The sequence below is a fragment of the Agarivorans sp. B2Z047 genome (assembly GCF_023373605.1).
GTDB classification, from domain to species: Bacteria; Pseudomonadota; Gammaproteobacteria; order Enterobacterales; family Celerinatantimonadaceae; genus Agarivorans; species Agarivorans albus.
On sequence record NZ_CP088080.1, the window covers coordinates 3,295,878 to 3,311,216 of the forward strand.

Below are 15,339 nucleotides of genomic sequence, written 5' to 3' on the forward strand. Positions count from 1 at the left end.
AAAATAGCCATCCTACCGAAGTAAAATGGCTATTTAGAACCAGCTAATTATAAAAATTAACTTTTTGCTAAACAGCCCGTTTTATCAGCATCGACTTAATATGGCCGATAGCTTTTGTCGGGTTTAATCCTTTAGGACAAACACTTACACAGTTCATAATGCCATGACAGCGGAATACGCTAAAGGCATCGTCTAATTCTGCAAGACGTTCATCAGTAGCCGTATCTCGGCTATCTGCTAACCAACGATATGCTGCCAATAGGCCAGCAGGGCCAACAAATTTCTCTGGGTTCCACCAGAAAGAAGGACAAGACGTTGAACAACATGCACATAGGATACACTCATACATTCCGTCTAACTTTTCGCGCTCTTCTGGGCTCTGCAAGTTTTCACGAGCAGGTGGAATTTGTTCATCATTGATTAAGAATGGCTTAATACGCGCATAGTTATCGTAAAACTGCCCCATATCAACCACGAGGTCGCGTACTACAGGCAAGCCTGGCAGCGGGCGAATAACAATATCGCCTTTACCTAACAAGTCTGACAAAGGAGTCACACAAGCTAAGCCGTTTTTACCATTCATATTAATGCCGTCGGAACCACAAACGCCTTCACGACATGAACGTCGAAAAGCAATGCTAGGGTCTTGTTCTTTAAGCAAAATCAATGCATCTAGTACCATCATATCAGAGCCCTCTGGGACCTCAAGCTGATATGACTTCATATTTGGTTTTGTGTCCGTATCCGGGTTGTAGCGGTACAGAGAAAAATTAACGTTCATTACCGCCTCCTTAATATGTGCGAACTTTAGGTTCGAAAGCTTCACGTAGGTTTGGTGACATATTCACCTCACGACGCCCCATGGTCTCGCTAGCTGGATCAAACAGTGAATGGCACAGCCATTGTGCGTCATCACGATCTGGGTAATCGAAGCGACTATGCGCGCCACGACTTTCAGTGCGAAAGTTTGCAGCATGGGCTGTAGCAATTGCTGTTGCCATTAAGTTGTCTAATTCTAAGCACTCTACACGCTGAGTATTAAAGTCTTTCGACTTATCATCCAAACGGGCGTTAGCTAAACGTTTGCGAATAACTTGTAACTCTTCTAGGCCTTTAGCCATAGACTCGCCTTCGCGGAACACCGAGAAGTTAAGCTGCATACATTGTTGGAGGTCTTTACGAATTTGAACTGGGTCTTCACCGTCTGAAGTCGAATTTTCCCAACGATTATAACGAGCCATGGCAGCATCTAATTCTGCTTCTGTAGCATCTGCCATATCGATATCATCGTTTAGGTATTCACCTAAGAATTTACCTGCAGCTCGACCAAACACAACCAAATCAAGTAATGAGTTACCGCCTAAGCGGTTGGCGCCGTGTACCGATACACAAGCAATTTCACCCACAGCAAACAAGCCGTTAATGATTTCGTCTTCGCCTTTCTCATTTTGTGTAACAGCTTGGCCGTTTACATTACAAGGCACACCACCCATTTGGTAGTGACAAGTAGGAATAACAGGAATCGGTTCTTTAACAGGATCTACATGCGCAAATGTCCGAGACAGCTCACAAATACCCGGTAAGCGGCTCTCTAGAACTTCTTCACCTAGATGATCCATTTTAAGTTTGATGTGTGGGCCCCAAGGTCCATCACATCCACGGCCTTCGCGGATTTCAGTCATCATTGAACGCGCAACAACATCACGGCCAGCCAAGTCTTTAGCATTTGGAGCGTAACGCTCCATAAAGCGTTCGCCGTCTTTATTTAACAAGTAACCACCTTCGCCACGACAGCCTTCGGTCACTAGTACACCGGCACCAGCGATACCGGTTGGGTGGAATTGCCACATTTCCATATCTTGGATTGGTACACCAGCACGCAACGCCATGCCCACGCCATCACCAGTATTGATATGCGCATTGGTGGTTGAGGCAAAAATACGCCCTGCTCCGCCAGTAGCTAATACGGTTGCTTTAGCTTTAAAGTAAACCACTTCGCCACTGTCGATATCCATTGCAGTACAACCTACAACATCACCATCAGCATTTTTTACTAAATCTAAGGCATACCACTCAGAGAATATAGTGGTCTTCTTTTTAACGTTTTGCTGATACAGCGTATGTAACAAAGCATGGCCGGTACGGTCTGCAGCAGCAGCAGTACGAGCAGCCTGCTCACCGCCAAACTCTTTAGACTGTCCACCAAATGGGCGTTGGTAGATTGAGCCATTATCAAAACGAGAAAACGGTAAACCCATCTTTTCAAGTTCAATAATAACTTCAGGACCTACATTACACATGTATTCAATGGCATCTTGGTCACCAATGTAGTCCGACCCTTTAACGGTATCGTACATGTGCCACTGCCAGTTATCCTTGTGTGAATTACCTAACGCAACCGTAATACCACCCTGAGCAGATACAGTGTGAGAACGGGTTGGAAATACTTTTGAAATTAGAGCGCAAGATTTGCCCTCTTCAGAAATCTGTAAAGCAGCACGCATTCCCGCGCCGCCAGCACCGATTACAACGGCGTCAAACTCTCGAATAGAAATTGCCACTCGACTTACCCCCAAATAACAAACAGGCCGGTCGCTACGTAAATTAGCGCCAGAACTGTTAAAGAAAACTGTAAACCAACACGCAATGCTGTGCATTTCACGTAGTCAGTTAACACTTGCCATAAACCAATCCAGGCATGGATCAGCATCGATAAAAGTGCAAGTAAGGTGAATACTTTGGTTGGAAGCCAAGCAAAAAATCCACTCCAAGACTGATATGTCACATCGTTAAATGCGAAGAAGCCAAGTAAGTAGATTGTATATAGGGTTAAAATAATGGCGGTTGCGCGGATGAGCAAAAAGTCATGTACACCGCTACGGCCAAAAGTTGCAGCATTAGTTACCATACGATTACTCCCATTAGTACTGCCAGTACAGCAGTGATAATGAATGAGATTTTAGCGCTAGATGACGCACTATCTAGCTCTTCCCAATAGCCCATGTCCATGATCAAGTGACGTATTCCGCCAACAATGTGATACATCAACGCGGTAAGGCTTGCCCATATGATTAACTTCACCAAGAAGTTATCCATAATAGATTGCACATTCGAAAAACCTTCTGCTGATTGAAGGGATTCAGCAAGTAGGCCTAACAAAATAGCCAAAGCGAAAAAGGTAATCACACCGGAAACACGATGCAAGATGGACGCAATTGCGGTAATGGGAAATCTGATGGTTTGTAGGTCGAGGTTTACTGGTCTTTGTTTTGTTTTCACGATTCTCTGCCCACTCAGGTCCTTGAGTATTATTATGGTTATAAAGTGAGGCTCTGGACAGAGCAGCGAGTTGCGATAATGTTAATTTTGTGAACTTAAGGCCTAAATTAAGACTAAAGTATAAAAACTCACATTTATATTGCGCAAAAAATGCTCGGACTAGCGCCATACTTCGAGGAAAGTATAACGCCCACATTATACAAATACAATTAACATTTCCTTCATTTAGCTAATTTAGCGCAACGAAACAGTCAACTTAATTCGAAAATTTAACATAAACGCTATAAGTCACCATATTTCACAACCAGAGCCAATTGACATTTGACCTTGTTCTAGGTGAGAATGTGCTGCGCTTTGTATCCAAAAAACAATACAATTAGAACAAGCAAGGGAGACGTGCTATGGCTGACAATAAAGCCACCCTAACGCTGCCAGGCCAAGAGGCATACGAGATGCCGATTATGTCTGGTACAGCAGGACATGACGTAATTGATGTTCGTACACTAGGAAAAAAAGGATATTTCACTTTTGATCCAGGTTTCTTAGCGACAGCTTCATGTGAATCAAAAATCACTTACATCGATGGTGAGCAAGGTATTTTGTTACACCGAGGTTACTCAATCGAGGACCTAGCAAAACACGCTGATTACCTTGAAGTTTGTTACATTCTTTTGTTCGGCGAACGACCAAACGTTGAACAATACGAAAACTTCAAAACCACTGTTACACGCCATACAATGGTGCACGAACAGCTAATCCACTTTTTCCAAGGTTTCCGTCGTGATTCGCACCCTATGGCGATCATGGTAGGTGTAGTGGGTGCATTATCTGCCTTCTACCACGACTCGATGGATATCTCTAATGAGCGCCATCGCGAAATTGCAGCTTATCGGTTAATTTCTAAGATGCCTACTTTAGCCGCAATGAGCTACAAGTATTCTGCTGGCCAACCGTTTGTATACCCTCGCAACGATTTAAGCTACGCAGCAAACTTCTTAAATATGATGTTCTCAGTGCCAACCGAAGAATATAAGGTTAGCCCTGTAGTTGAACGCGCAATGGACCGTATCTTTACGTTGCATGCTGATCACGAACAAAATGCTTCCACTTCAACAGTGCGTTTAGCAGGCTCTTCTGGTGCTAACCCGTTTGCATGTATTGCTGCTGGTATTGCTTGTTTGTGGGGGCCTGCTCATGGTGGTGCCAACGAAGCATGTCTAACAATGTTAGAAGAAATTGGCTCAGTAGACCGTATTCCAGAGTTTATTGAACGTGCTAAAGACAAAAATGACCCATTCCGCTTAATGGGCTTTGGTCACCGCGTTTACAAAAACTACGATCCACGCGCAACAGTAATGCGTGAGAGCTGTCATGAAGTGCTCAACGAATTAAACATCGATGATCCACTACTAGACGTAGCAATGGAATTAGAACGCATCGCGCTTTCTGACCCTTATTTCAAAGAGAAAAAACTATTCCCGAATGTAGATTTCTACTCAGGTATTGTTCTTAAGGCAATTGGTATTCCAGTAAGTATGTTTACTGTAATCTTTGCGTTATCTCGTACAGTTGGCTGGATAGCTCACTGGAAAGAAATGATGGAAGAAGAGACCCAACGCATCGGTCGTCCACGTCAGTTATACACTGGCGAACCGCACCGTCCGTTCAAGTAACACTTCTTACATAGCGCCATAAAAAAACCGAAGCACTTGCTTCGGTTTTTTATTAACTCTTCACCTATCCGCTAAGCAGGCTTATTGCCAAATTGATAACTACCGTTGGCAAGGAATTGGGCAACTTCGGTGCGCTTTTTAGCGACTAACAACGCTCCGTCATCCATGAACAAAAAGTTTTTCCAGCAACGCTTAAATACCGACCAAGTGGTTTCAATAACGTTTCGTTGATCATTGCAATAATAAACCACTGTATTATCTTGCCAGTTTAAGTGGGTCAATAGCTCCTCAGGTAAAGCAAGTTGCTCGCTATCCCATACAGCTTCCCAGTTACCCTGCCCAGTCCAAGTTTCTAGATTGAAGGCCCAATCACCCTTACGAAAAAAATCTGGGTGATCAACTTGTTTACTCACAAAGTCTTTCCATAACAAACTCGCTCGAGGCTCTGTCATAGGTTTAATTGCAGCGCTGTCTTCACTGCTAATGGGTAGATCAGCCCGTCTAAAGATCCAAGCTTTTTTGTGCTCACTTAAGGGAATGTAATTCATATTTTCTCTATAACGATTTGGCGTACTCACGCAAATAAAGCGCGAACTTTTTCTAAGTCTTCTGGAGTATCTACACCATGAGCGGGTGTTTCTATTGCTCTTGCCATCTTGATTTTATAACCATGCCAGAGAACGCGTAACTGCTCTAGTTTTTCCATCTTCTCAATGGGAGACGGACTAAGTTGCAAATACTCACCGACAAAATGCGCGCGATAGGCGTATATACCTATATGCCTTGAATACAGCTCACATTGCCAATCTCCATCTCGCTCGTGCGGCACTGCTGAGCGGCTGAAATACAAGGCGTGGTCGTCTTTATCACACACAACTTTAACAACGTTAGGATCATGAATGTCTGTATCCTCATGTATAGGCACAGACAAACTTGCCATTTTTACTTCAGGCGCATCTTCGAGTAAGCCAGCGACTTGAGAAATAACCGCTGGTGGGATCAACGGCTCATCACCTTGCACATTAACCACAATTGTATCGCTCGAGAATGCCAACTTTTCACACACTTCCGCCAAACGCTCAGTACCTGATTCGTGAGAAGCGGCGGTGAGCACAACTTCAGCACCAAAACCATCTGCAACATCGACAATACGTTGATCATCAGTTGCAATAACCACACGTTCTGCGCCTGATTTACAGGCCTGCTGATAGACTCTTTCAATCATCGTTTTACCCGCAATATCTTGCAGTGGCTTAGCCGGTAAACGGGTAGACTGATAACGTGCTGGAATAACCACTACAAATTTCATTGCGGTAACTCGTTGGCTGACATTTCTCTGGCTTCATTAACTAAAAGAACCGGAATGGCATCTTTAATGGGATAGGCTAAACGGTCAAACTTACACACTAATTCATTATTAGGTTTGTCGTAATGCAGCTTGCCTTTACATAAGGGGCAAGCAACAATTTCTAATAAATTATGTTCAACTGACATGAATTTTTTCCTGTAACAATGAGAAAAATTGCTGATAAAACGCATCAGGCAGCACACTATCCACGGGTAAATAATACCACTCATCACCGGCTGTATGACGATATTTAATCGCATCCTTTTCTGTCATGATTATACGTTTCTCAAACAACTCTTTATGCTGTTCTTCACTAAGGTGCTTGTGATCATCTAAGCTGACTTGCTTCTTACAAGCAAAGCCTAAAACTGCAAGTGAATCAAAAAAGCGCGGTGGATTGCCAATTCCAGCAATAGCCGCATCAAACTCAGTAACATCCTTCACTTGTTGCTGATCGCTTACGCGGCGCAAACCGCTGGCCCGTAACTGCAATAAATGACTATTGGCATTAAACAGCGGCTCCCCATTGCTCACAATCAAATCGACCGCTGAAAGCCTAGAGGCTGTTTCTCGTAAAGGACCCGCGGGTAAACACAAACCGTTACCTAAACCTCGCTGAGCATCAATGACCGCAATTTCTATATCGCGTTGCAAGGCATAGTGCTGCATTCCGTCGTCGCAAATAATCAGATCACTCCCCTGCTCAACAGCAGTTTTGCACGCTGCACTGCGATTTGGGTCTACGATCACTAGGCACTGAGTTCGCTGATAAATAAGCAGAGGTTCATCACCACACTCTGCAGACTGGCTAGTCGAGCTAACAACAAAAGGATAATAAGGCGCTTTACCGCCATAACCACGGCTAACAACTGCGGGCTTGAAACCCCGCTGCTTTGCCGCTTCAACCAGCGCTAATACAACTGGAGTCTTGCCATTTCCACCCACACTAATGTTACCCACAATGGCAACTGGGACCGGTGGGCGATAACTACTAAACCAAGACAGCTTAAAAGCTAAACGGCGAGCACTAGCAACTAAGTAAAATAAGCCGCTAAGCGGCAGCAACAAACCAATTTTTATCCAATGTTGCTGCTTAGCTTGATACCAAAACTTCACTGCTTACTTTTCACCAAATTGAATTTGATGCAGCTGGTAGTAGTCACCCTGATTAGCCATTAACTCAGCATGACTACCCTGCTCAACCACAACACCTTCATCAAGAACAACAATCATGTCTGCGTTTTCAATGGTTGATAAGCGGTGAGCAATCACAATGGCAGTTCTATCAGAACAAACTCTGTCAATTGCTTGCTGAATTTTACGCTCTGACTCAGTATCAAGCGCCGAGGTAGCCTCATCTAAAATCAGAACTGGTGCATCTTTTAGTAAGGCACGAGCAATTGCAATGCGCTGACGTTGGCCGCCAGAAAGCATCACACCTTTCTCACCAATAACAGTATCAAAGCCATCTTCAAACTTTTCTACGAAGCTGGTTACATTTGCCATTTCAGCCACTCGCTCAATCTCTTCTCGACTGGCGTTTTCATTGGCATAACCAATATTTTCGGCAATGGTACCGCTAAACAGGTGAACAGTTTGCGATACTTGAGCAAACTGCTCACGTAAGTTCTTAAGTTGGTAATCTTGAACAGGAATATCATCTAGCAATACTTGTCCAGATTGCACTTCGTAAAACTTAGGCAACAAGCCTGCGATAGTTGACTTACCACTGCCAGAGCGCCCTACTAAAGCAACGGTTTGCCCAGCTTCTATGTTTAAGTTAATGCCTTTAAGTACAATCTCATTTTTGGTGGGATACTTGAACTCAACATTCTCTAAATTGATTTTACCTTTAGCACGTTTAGTAACGTGGCTACCAGTATCAGTTTCAGTGTCCATATCCATAACGGTAAATAAGCTAGTACAAGCAGCCATCGCTCTTTGCACATCATTATTTAACTGGGTAATTACTCTTAATGGTTTTAGCAACATCATCATAGAGGTAACAATAATGGTAAAGGTACCTGGACTAAGTTCTGCCACCAGCTCAGGTGATGATGCGGCAAACAATACAATAGACAAGCCAATAGAAGCGATAAACTGTACCGCAGGGTTGGCAATAGCACTTACAGTAGCCATTTTCATTTGCTGGCGACGAATCATGTTACTTGCACTATTAAATCTTGCTTCTTCTTTAGGCTGCCCACCGAATGAAAGAATTTCTTTATGGCCATTGAGCATTTGTTCACTGGTAGTGGTAACGTTACCTACAGCGTGTTGTAAGTTAGTGCTAATCTTACGAAATCGGCGACTAACCAAGTTGATTGCGTAACCCACTGGTGGACCAATTACAAAAAAGATTAACGACAATTGCCAGCTGTTGTAAAACATAAGAATCAACAAACCAATGATGGTGGCACTTTCTCTCACTAAATTCACCAAACTTGCAGTGGCAGCTGTGCTCACTTGGTTAGAGTCATAAGTGATTTTTGAAATGAGTGTACCTGTGGGGTTTTTATCAAAAAACGATACTGGCATTAACATCAAATGATTAAATATCTGACGTTGAATTTTCATCACCAGGTGACCACCAACCCAAGACATACCGTAGCTACTGGCAAAACCACAAATACCACGCAACAATACAATGCCTAAAACAAAGATTGGCATGTAAGTTAACACTGCCGGGTTTTTACCGGACAAACCTTCATCGATCAGCGGCTTGATTGAGTAAACAAAAAGCGTATCTACGGCGCCGTAACCTATCATGCCAATAATGGCGACAATCAAACCAATTTTACGGTCTTTCACGTAGCTTAATAAACGGAGAAAATTAGCTTTTGTATTCGTAGCTGTATCTGGAATCATAAGAACAGAGTTATTCCATCGGAAAAATTGCCTTAGTTTAGCGGTTTATAGCCAAATCACCAACTGATGATTTGCTGGTACCACGGACTCGTTTTTAAATGTCTATACGGATAAACTTGGTATGAATGGTCATCAATTTCAAGTTTTATTGCTCCATCTCGCCCCGTTATATACTGCTCCCTATCAGCGTAACGCGCTAACACCGATTGATGCGGGAAACCAAATCGATTAAACGCCCCACTACTATGAATTACTACTTCTGGATTTAGCGCATGAATAAAGCTAGCCGAAGATGAACTATTGCTACCATGATGGGGACTTAACATGATATTCACCTGCTTTAAGCCAGCATTTAGTAATTGTTGTTCAGCCAATTGTTCAATATCACCAGTCAGCAACACGCTCGTTTGGCTGTCACCGAGCTTCAAGACGCAAGACCCATTGTTTCCATAGCCAAGGTCGGCTAAGTAGAAATCTAGTTGCAGCTTTCCCCACATCCGCTTACCTTGGCAAAATGTTTCTGGCAAGCGTTTGTCTCGGCCATAATATTGCTTGGCTTGTGGGTAAGTCAGCTCTAAAACTTCTCTCCCACCTGCGTGGTCATTATCTCCATGACTAATTATTATGCTATCAACATGCTGAACTCTTAGCTCCGCAATAAGAGGGACTATCACACTCTCTGCGTAACTAAAACCGCTGCGAAACCTTGGCCCAGTGTCATAGATTATCGCTTCACCTCGATGAGTAACCACCACGGCAAGCCCCTGCCCTACATCTAGTACATATACTTGCCAACTATCTTTAGACTGGCTTAAGCGATCGCTACTAGGTAACAATAAAAGTAACAACAAAACCCAATACAAACGGTTATGGTAAAACCTCAGTAATAGTGCACATAGTGGGAGGATTAGTAGTAAACCAATAACAATCGACGACGAGCTTAAACTCACCGACAAATTGCTATTCAGCCACTCAAGCGAGTTATAAAGGTACGAAAATAGCCAATCAACAAACTGCGCCAAATAAGGTGCTAAATGACTGTCAGCTGCAAAAAACAAAATGAGTAACAATAAGGCTGGCACGATCACCAAACTAAATAGCGGCACAGCAACGAGATTAAGCAGCAACGCTGAACTAGGCACTAATCCAAACAACAACACCTGCAGTGGCATCATCAATAAACCGATAGCCAGCTGAATTAATACAAGCATTGCCAGCTTATTTCTTGGGCCTAACCACAAGCAGAGTAATACAATAGCGACAGCAAGATAGGACAACCAAAAACCACTGTTATAAACACTAAACGGCCATATAAGCAGAATGAGTAGTGCACTAAACATTAAGCCAAAGACAACTGTTCTGCGGCTACCTAATAATATAAATAGCATCGAGCAGCTATACATTAGCAATGCTCGCATCATTGATAACTGCCAATTGGCCAGCCAACAAAATGCGATACAACATACCAAGCTAATCAAAATTGGCATCGCCTGTTGATTAACCCTAAACGCGATACTCACAAGCCTAGCTAACAACCACGACCCAAAAGCCACAATCCCTAAATGCAATCCGGACAATACAAACAAATGACCTAAGCCAGATTGCTGATATAGCTGCTTATGTTGCTGCGAGAGAAGCCGTTTATCGCCCGTCATTAGCGCCAACATCTCACCGGAATATTGATAGTTTCGCAGTGACATGACTAACTTTGTTAACCAAGCTTCCCGATATGAAGGTTCGCTTTCCAATAGCTCATAACTAATCAGTTTTCCGCGCCCAATAATTGAATTAGCAACTAACCACCTTGCATAATTAAATCCTGCCGGGTTGATACTGGCAAAGGCAGGTTTCAGCTTAACCTCGCCAACAATTTCCTGACCGGCCTGAAGTGGCACAAAATCCTTTGTTGAACGAGAATGATAGAGGGTAAGTTTTGGCTGCCACCAAGCTATACTGGTATGGCTATCTAATTGATGTAGTTCTACAGTAATTTTTTGCCAGTATTGATTATTATCAACTGCCAAGATCTCGCCAATTATGCTAAAGTTGGCCGTTTTTTGTTGGATGCTAACAATCCATGACTGATAATACAGCGCATGGCTCGTCATCCAACACACGCCAAATATGAAGCCAGCAGCCCAGAGCTTTCTTTTCCAAAGCGAAGCCACAAGTGCAACGAAGCTAACATATAGGAGTGGTAAGCTAAGTAGGTTCGGCCAGAATAGCGATGAAGTCATTGCTAGCAAACTTGCTAGTAAAAAGGCATTCATATGTCATAAGAAGTTTATTATCAATAACAAACTATATGCCAAAAAAAACGATACAACGATTTATTCCTAAAACTGAAGATCTAAAAGCAAGCAAACATCTAAAATTTTTTGGTGATTGGCTACACAACCCTAATTTGTGGCACCTTAACCGGCGCTCAGCTGCGGGCGCATTTGCCATAGGTTTGTTTGTGGCTTTTATTCCGCTGCCATCGCAAATGATTATTGCAGCAGCTTTAGCCATTATGTTTAAGGTAAACCTGCCTTTATCGGTTGCCTTAGTTTGGATATCCAACCCGTTTACTATCCCGGCTATCTTTTATTTTTGTTATTTAGTTGGAACGGGGATCTTAGGTCAACCGGTAGCCGACTACCATTTAGAGCTAACTTGGCATGGCCTAGAACATCTCATCGCCACCATTGGCCCAGCCTTTTTACTAGGCAGCCTTGTTAACGGTATTGTTTTTTCTGTGTGTGGTTATTTTGCGATTAACGCATTGTGGCGTTACTCAGTTAGGCGTCGCTACCGCAAACGCAGATAGATGTCCAAAACAAAAAAAGGAGCCTTACAGCTCCTTTTTTGTTGATGTGGCATTAACCTAATTCTTGAGCAGGCTTAACTCGAGTCGCCTGCCAAGCTGGCCATATAGTGGCTAACATACTTAATACTAGCGCCGCCACAACGACTGCTATAACGTCTGTCCAAATAAGCTCAACGGGAAGAAAGTCGATAAAGTAAATATCGGCAGAGAGCAAACTATGCCCTATTAGGTCTTCAATCAACGCAACTAATTTAGGCAAACCAAAACTACCTAACACGCCTAACAATGCCCCCCACGCACAACCTAAAACCCCGTTATATGAGCCGTATACGATAAAGCTCTTCAATAAGGTTTGGTCGCTCGCGCCCATGGTTTTTAAAATAGCAATGTCACCACGTTTTTCGCTTACCGCCAAAATCAAGGTGGATACGATATTGAAACTAGCCACAGCCACTATCAATAACATTATCGCGTACATAATGGTGCGAACTAACTGAATGTCTTGGTAGAGATAACCATGTTGGCGGATCCAACTCTTAATATAAACCAGTTGGGGAAAGTTCTTTGCCACAGAACGCACCACTTGGTCTGCTTGTAAGGGATCTGCAACCTTCAAGCTAATCCCAGAAACGCCGTCTTGCCAGTTCATCAATTGTTGGGCAAATGCCAAATTAATAAAGGCCAGCTGATTATCCAGTTGTCCCCCAGCCTTCATCAAGCCGACAACCTTAACCCGAACCCGCTGCGGTGAACTTAAACGGTTTTGTTGATTAGCTTTAGGCAACAACAAAGTAACCTGCTCGCCTTCGGTTACATCAAGCAGTTTAGCGATACCCGAACCCAAAACAATTTGCGGCTGGTTACTTGCCAAGGCTTGCCAAGCGCTATCCCCAACATATTGATGAAGGTTAGTTACATTCTTTTCCAAGTTTGGATCGATACCCTTTAGCGACAAAGCTTTCATTTGTTTGCCTTTTTGCACCAGTGCGCTAAAGCTAACATACGGAGCTGCGCCCTGTACCTTAGTATGGTCCATAGCAGTAGTTAACAGCTGCTGATGATCGCTCAAGGGAGAGTTTACTGCCTCTAGCTCACCATGGCTTACAATCGCTAAAAAGCGGTCGCGCAACTCTCGCTCAAAGCCATTCATGACCGAAAGGCCAATGATTAAAACGGCTACTCCCAACACAATGCCTAAAGTAGAAGAGGCTGAGATAAACGAAATAAATCCATTACTATTTTTGGCTCGGTGATAACGCAAGCCTATAAAAAATGACAAAGGCAAACGCATGCTATTCGCCCTTGCTCACAAAGTTTCCGTCTTGCATATATGCTTGGCGGGCAAACTTAGCTGCTAAAGCTAAATCATGGGTAACCACAACAAACGCTGTATTTAAATCTCGGTTCAGTTCCAAAATAAGCTGATAAATAGATTCTGTACTTTGACTATCTAAATTTCCGGTGGGCTCATCGGCTAGCACCAGGCTAGGCTCATTAACCAAGGCGCGAGCGATAGCCGTGCGCTGGCGTTCGCCTCCCGATAACTCAGATGGTCGGTGCTCTAAGCGATGGCCTAAACCAACTCTCTCCAATAAGGCTTGCGCTTTTTGCATAGCGGTCTTTTTTGCCATTCCCGCAATCAACAGGGGCATTGCAACATTCTCTATGGCCGAAAACTCACCTAATAAGTGGTGAAATTGGTAGATAAATCCAAGCTTTTGGTTACGTAACCCAGCTAATTGCTTGCTACTTAAACCGTCGATAGCTTGTCCATCGATACTCACCGTGCCCTTGTTGGCTTCATCTAATCCACCAAGGATATGCAACAAGGTACTTTTACCAGAGCCCGAGCTACCTACAATAGCCACTGCTTCACCAGCACTCACTTCAAAATCAACGCCATGAAGCACTTCTGTAGATTGATTGCCGTCTTGGTAAGTTTTATATATTTCTTTCGCCACTAAAACGGGCTGAGCATTAATCTCATTCATAACGAAGTGCCTCTGCAGGGTGGATTTTGCTGGCGCGCCAAGCAGGATAAATCGTCGCAACAATGCTTAACAACATGGCAGCAACGGTGATGAAGATAATTTGCTCACTGCGTTGCAATACAGGTAAACCTGCACCACCAAAGTTGGCCGCAAAGTTAAGGCCAATTGCAGACATAACACTATTAATGTTGGAACTAAGCCACCAGCCGCTTAAGGCTCCAACGGCTGCGCCAATGCAACCGCTCCAGGCTCCTTGCATAACAAACACCATTACTACCTTATCGCGCGATAAACCTAAGGTTTGCAAAATGGCCACATCGCTGCGCTTTTCCCCTACCATCATCACCAAACTCGACAGTATGTTAAACGCGGCTACCGCGATAATTAGGCAAAACAGCATGCCCATCATGTTTTTTTCCATTTTAACCGCGGCAAATAATTCGCCATAAAAGCGCCGCCAATCTTGAAACTCAACATTGTGCTGATTAAGGCTAGCGGCAATGTTTTCTATTTGGAACGGATCATCAAGGAATACTCGCTGTTGGCTCACAGCGGAAAGCGGAGAACGCAATAGGCGCGCGCTATCTTCTATATTGAGTAAAATAAATTGTTTGTCGACTTCAGCGGCAAACTCAAATATTCCTGAAACAACAAAATTGCGTTGTGAAGGCATTTCTCCTAATGGGGTATATACCAGTCTGTCGGTAGCCAGCAGCCTTATGGTGTCACCTAAGCGCACACCCAGAGCATTAGCCGTACCAATACCTATCACTACGTTGTAACTGCCTGCTTGCAGGCTATCTAGATCACCAATCAGCATCTTTTCACGCAGCAGCGCTGCATCTTTTTGTTGCTCGATATCGATGCCCTGCATCATCGCTGCATGCAAGTTACTGCTACTTTGCAGTACAACTTCACTCAGTACTAATGGTGCGGTAGCTAACGAGGACAAGTTATTAGGCAAGGTTTGCTGGTTAGCAATAGTAAGATGAGGAACTAAATTGAGGATGCGTTGCTTTAACTGGTTTTCAAAACCATTCATTACCGAAATAACCGTAATAAGCGCAGCTACCCCTAATGTAATGCCTAAAGTAGAAAACCAACTCACAAACGACGCAAAACGTTGCTGTTTGGCTCCTCGCGAGAACCGCCATGCTATAAAGCCAATTAATTTCATTGAAGCAACGAACATCCCTAGGCACAAAAAAACGCGCTAATCATACCGCGCGGCACTAAGGCCAACAAGTCACAACTCTTGCTTAATCACATAAAAAACAAAGATATTCAGATTATTTGCAATCCGCTACGCAACTTGTTGTAATTTCGCCTTCAACTACGCTTTAAGCATGGTCTATTTGACAACTCGCCGCA

At 43.6% G+C, this 15,339-nt stretch carries 15 protein-coding genes; 2 read left to right on the forward strand and 13 right to left on the reverse strand.

Features of this window, described 5'->3' with window-relative positions:
* Window positions 1-67 precede the first annotated feature (67 nt).
* The 4 genes from LQZ07_RS14990 to sdhC are packed head-to-tail and all read right to left on the reverse strand — an operon-like array spanning window position 68 to window position 3,282.
* Entirely contained in the window at window positions 68-781 is a 714-nt protein-coding gene (locus LQZ07_RS14990; protein WP_040307614.1) for a succinate dehydrogenase iron-sulfur subunit, read from the reverse strand.
* Window positions 782-791: 10 nt separating this feature from the next.
* Complete coding sequence (gene sdhA, locus LQZ07_RS14995; protein ID WP_249483181.1) at window positions 792-2,561, reverse strand: succinate dehydrogenase flavoprotein subunit; 1,770 nt, start codon at window positions 2,559-2,561, stop codon at window positions 792-794.
* A gap of 5 nt (window positions 2,562-2,566) precedes the next feature.
* Window positions 2,567-2,908 (reverse strand): succinate dehydrogenase, hydrophobic membrane anchor protein, encoded by a 342-nt coding sequence (gene sdhD, locus LQZ07_RS15000; protein ID WP_016402543.1) that lies wholly within the window; start codon window positions 2,906-2,908, stop codon window positions 2,567-2,569.
* Window positions 2,902-3,282 carry a succinate dehydrogenase cytochrome b556 subunit gene (sdhC, locus tag LQZ07_RS15005; RefSeq protein WP_249483693.1) on the reverse strand — a complete coding sequence of 127 codons (381 nt, stop codon included), beginning with the start codon at window positions 3,280-3,282 and terminating at the stop codon, window positions 2,902-2,904. The genes sdhD and sdhC overlap by 7 nt, the downstream gene beginning before the upstream one ends.
* Before the next feature lie 398 nt (window positions 3,283-3,680).
* Between sdhC and gltA the strand changes: the two genes are divergently transcribed.
* Window positions 3,681-4,952, forward strand: a complete 1,272-nt coding sequence (gene gltA / locus LQZ07_RS15010) for a citrate synthase (RefSeq protein ID WP_016402545.1) — start codon at window positions 3,681-3,683, stop codon at window positions 4,950-4,952.
* A 71-nt stretch (window positions 4,953-5,023) separates the two neighbouring features.
* Here gltA and LQZ07_RS15015 read toward each other — a convergent pair whose 3' ends face one another.
* Genes LQZ07_RS15015 through LQZ07_RS15040 form a run of 6 tightly spaced genes read right to left on the reverse strand, consistent with a single transcriptional unit; the run spans window position 5,024 to window position 11,438 of the window.
* Entirely contained in the window at window positions 5,024-5,500 is a 477-nt protein-coding gene (locus LQZ07_RS15015) for a DUF2947 domain-containing protein (protein WP_152780953.1), read from the reverse strand.
* Window positions 5,501-5,526: 26 nt separating this feature from the next.
* Window positions 5,527-6,261 (reverse strand): 3-deoxy-manno-octulosonate cytidylyltransferase, encoded by a 735-nt coding sequence (kdsB, locus tag LQZ07_RS15020; RefSeq protein WP_152780955.1) that lies wholly within the window; start codon window positions 6,259-6,261, stop codon window positions 5,527-5,529.
* A complete protein-coding gene (locus tag LQZ07_RS15025) occupies window positions 6,258-6,446 on the reverse strand; it encodes a Trm112 family protein (RefSeq protein WP_016402548.1) in 189 nt (62 codons plus the stop codon). Before LQZ07_RS15025 ends, kdsB begins: the two co-directional genes overlap by 4 nt.
* The gene (gene lpxK / locus LQZ07_RS15030; protein ID WP_249483184.1) at window positions 6,436-7,416 is read right to left on the reverse strand and encodes a tetraacyldisaccharide 4'-kinase; all 981 of its coding nucleotides are present in this window, start codon (window positions 7,414-7,416) and stop codon (window positions 6,436-6,438) included. The genes LQZ07_RS15025 and lpxK overlap by 11 nt, the downstream gene beginning before the upstream one ends.
* 3 nt (window positions 7,417-7,419) lie before the next feature.
* Complete coding sequence (msbA, locus tag LQZ07_RS15035) at window positions 7,420-9,168, reverse strand: lipid A export permease/ATP-binding protein MsbA (RefSeq protein ID WP_152780957.1); 1,749 nt, start codon at window positions 9,166-9,168, stop codon at window positions 7,420-7,422.
* A 56-nt stretch (window positions 9,169-9,224) separates the two neighbouring features.
* Entirely contained in the window at window positions 9,225-11,438 is a 2,214-nt protein-coding gene (locus LQZ07_RS15040) for a DNA internalization-related competence protein ComEC/Rec2 (protein ID WP_152780959.1), read from the reverse strand.
* A gap of 35 nt (window positions 11,439-11,473) precedes the next feature.
* Between LQZ07_RS15040 and LQZ07_RS15045 the strand changes: the two genes are divergently transcribed.
* A complete protein-coding gene (locus LQZ07_RS15045; protein ID WP_016402552.1) occupies window positions 11,474-11,977 on the forward strand; it encodes a DUF2062 domain-containing protein in 504 nt (167 codons plus the stop codon).
* Between the two features lie 52 nt (window positions 11,978-12,029).
* Here the strand turns inward: LQZ07_RS15045 and lolE are convergent, their stop codons facing one another.
* Genes lolE through LQZ07_RS15060 form a run of 3 tightly spaced genes read right to left on the reverse strand, consistent with a single transcriptional unit; the run spans window position 12,030 to window position 15,145 of the window.
* Window positions 12,030-13,268: a lipoprotein-releasing ABC transporter permease subunit LolE gene (gene lolE, locus LQZ07_RS15050; protein ID WP_152780961.1), complete on the reverse strand. Its 1,239-nt coding sequence runs from the start codon at window positions 13,266-13,268 to the stop codon at window positions 12,030-12,032.
* A 1-nt stretch (window position 13,269) separates the two neighbouring features.
* Window positions 13,270-13,968, reverse strand: coding sequence for a lipoprotein-releasing ABC transporter ATP-binding protein LolD (gene lolD / locus LQZ07_RS15055; protein WP_152780963.1), 699 nt, complete (start codon window positions 13,966-13,968; stop codon window positions 13,270-13,272).
* Entirely contained in the window at window positions 13,961-15,145 is a 1,185-nt protein-coding gene (locus LQZ07_RS15060) for a lipoprotein-releasing ABC transporter permease subunit (RefSeq protein ID WP_152780965.1), read from the reverse strand. The genes lolD and LQZ07_RS15060 overlap by 8 nt, the downstream gene beginning before the upstream one ends.
* Window positions 15,146-15,339 lie beyond the last annotated feature (194 nt).

Coding starts and splice junctions, on each gene's coding strand:
- LQZ07_RS15025 (WP_016402548.1), bottom strand. CDS start 6,446: ATGTCAGTTGAACATAATTTATTAGAAATTGTTGCTTGCCCCTTATGT.
- LQZ07_RS14990 (WP_040307614.1), bottom strand. CDS start 781: ATGAACGTTAATTTTTCTCTGTACCGCTACAACCCGGATACGGACACA.
- LQZ07_RS15015 (WP_152780953.1), bottom strand. CDS start 5,500: ATGAATTACATTCCCTTAAGTGAGCACAAAAAAGCTTGGATCTTTAGA.
- LQZ07_RS15040 (WP_152780959.1), bottom strand. CDS start 11,438: ATGAATGCCTTTTTACTAGCAAGTTTGCTAGCAATGACTTCATCGCTA.
- lolD (WP_152780963.1), bottom strand. CDS start 13,968: ATGAATGAGATTAATGCTCAGCCCGTTTTAGTGGCGAAAGAAATATAT.
- LQZ07_RS15060 (WP_152780965.1), bottom strand. CDS start 15,145: ATGAAATTAATTGGCTTTATAGCATGGCGGTTCTCGCGAGGAGCCAAA.
- lolE (WP_152780961.1), bottom strand. CDS start 13,268: ATGCGTTTGCCTTTGTCATTTTTTATAGGCTTGCGTTATCACCGAGCC.
- LQZ07_RS15045 (WP_016402552.1), top strand. CDS start 11,474: ATGCCAAAAAAAACGATACAACGATTTATTCCTAAAACTGAAGATCTA.
- kdsB (WP_152780955.1), bottom strand. CDS start 6,261: ATGAAATTTGTAGTGGTTATTCCAGCACGTTATCAGTCTACCCGTTTA.
- sdhD (WP_016402543.1), bottom strand. CDS start 2,908: ATGGTAACTAATGCTGCAACTTTTGGCCGTAGCGGTGTACATGACTTT.
- gltA (WP_016402545.1), top strand. CDS start 3,681: ATGGCTGACAATAAAGCCACCCTAACGCTGCCAGGCCAAGAGGCATAC.
- msbA (WP_152780957.1), bottom strand. CDS start 9,168: ATGATTCCAGATACAGCTACGAATACAAAAGCTAATTTTCTCCGTTTA.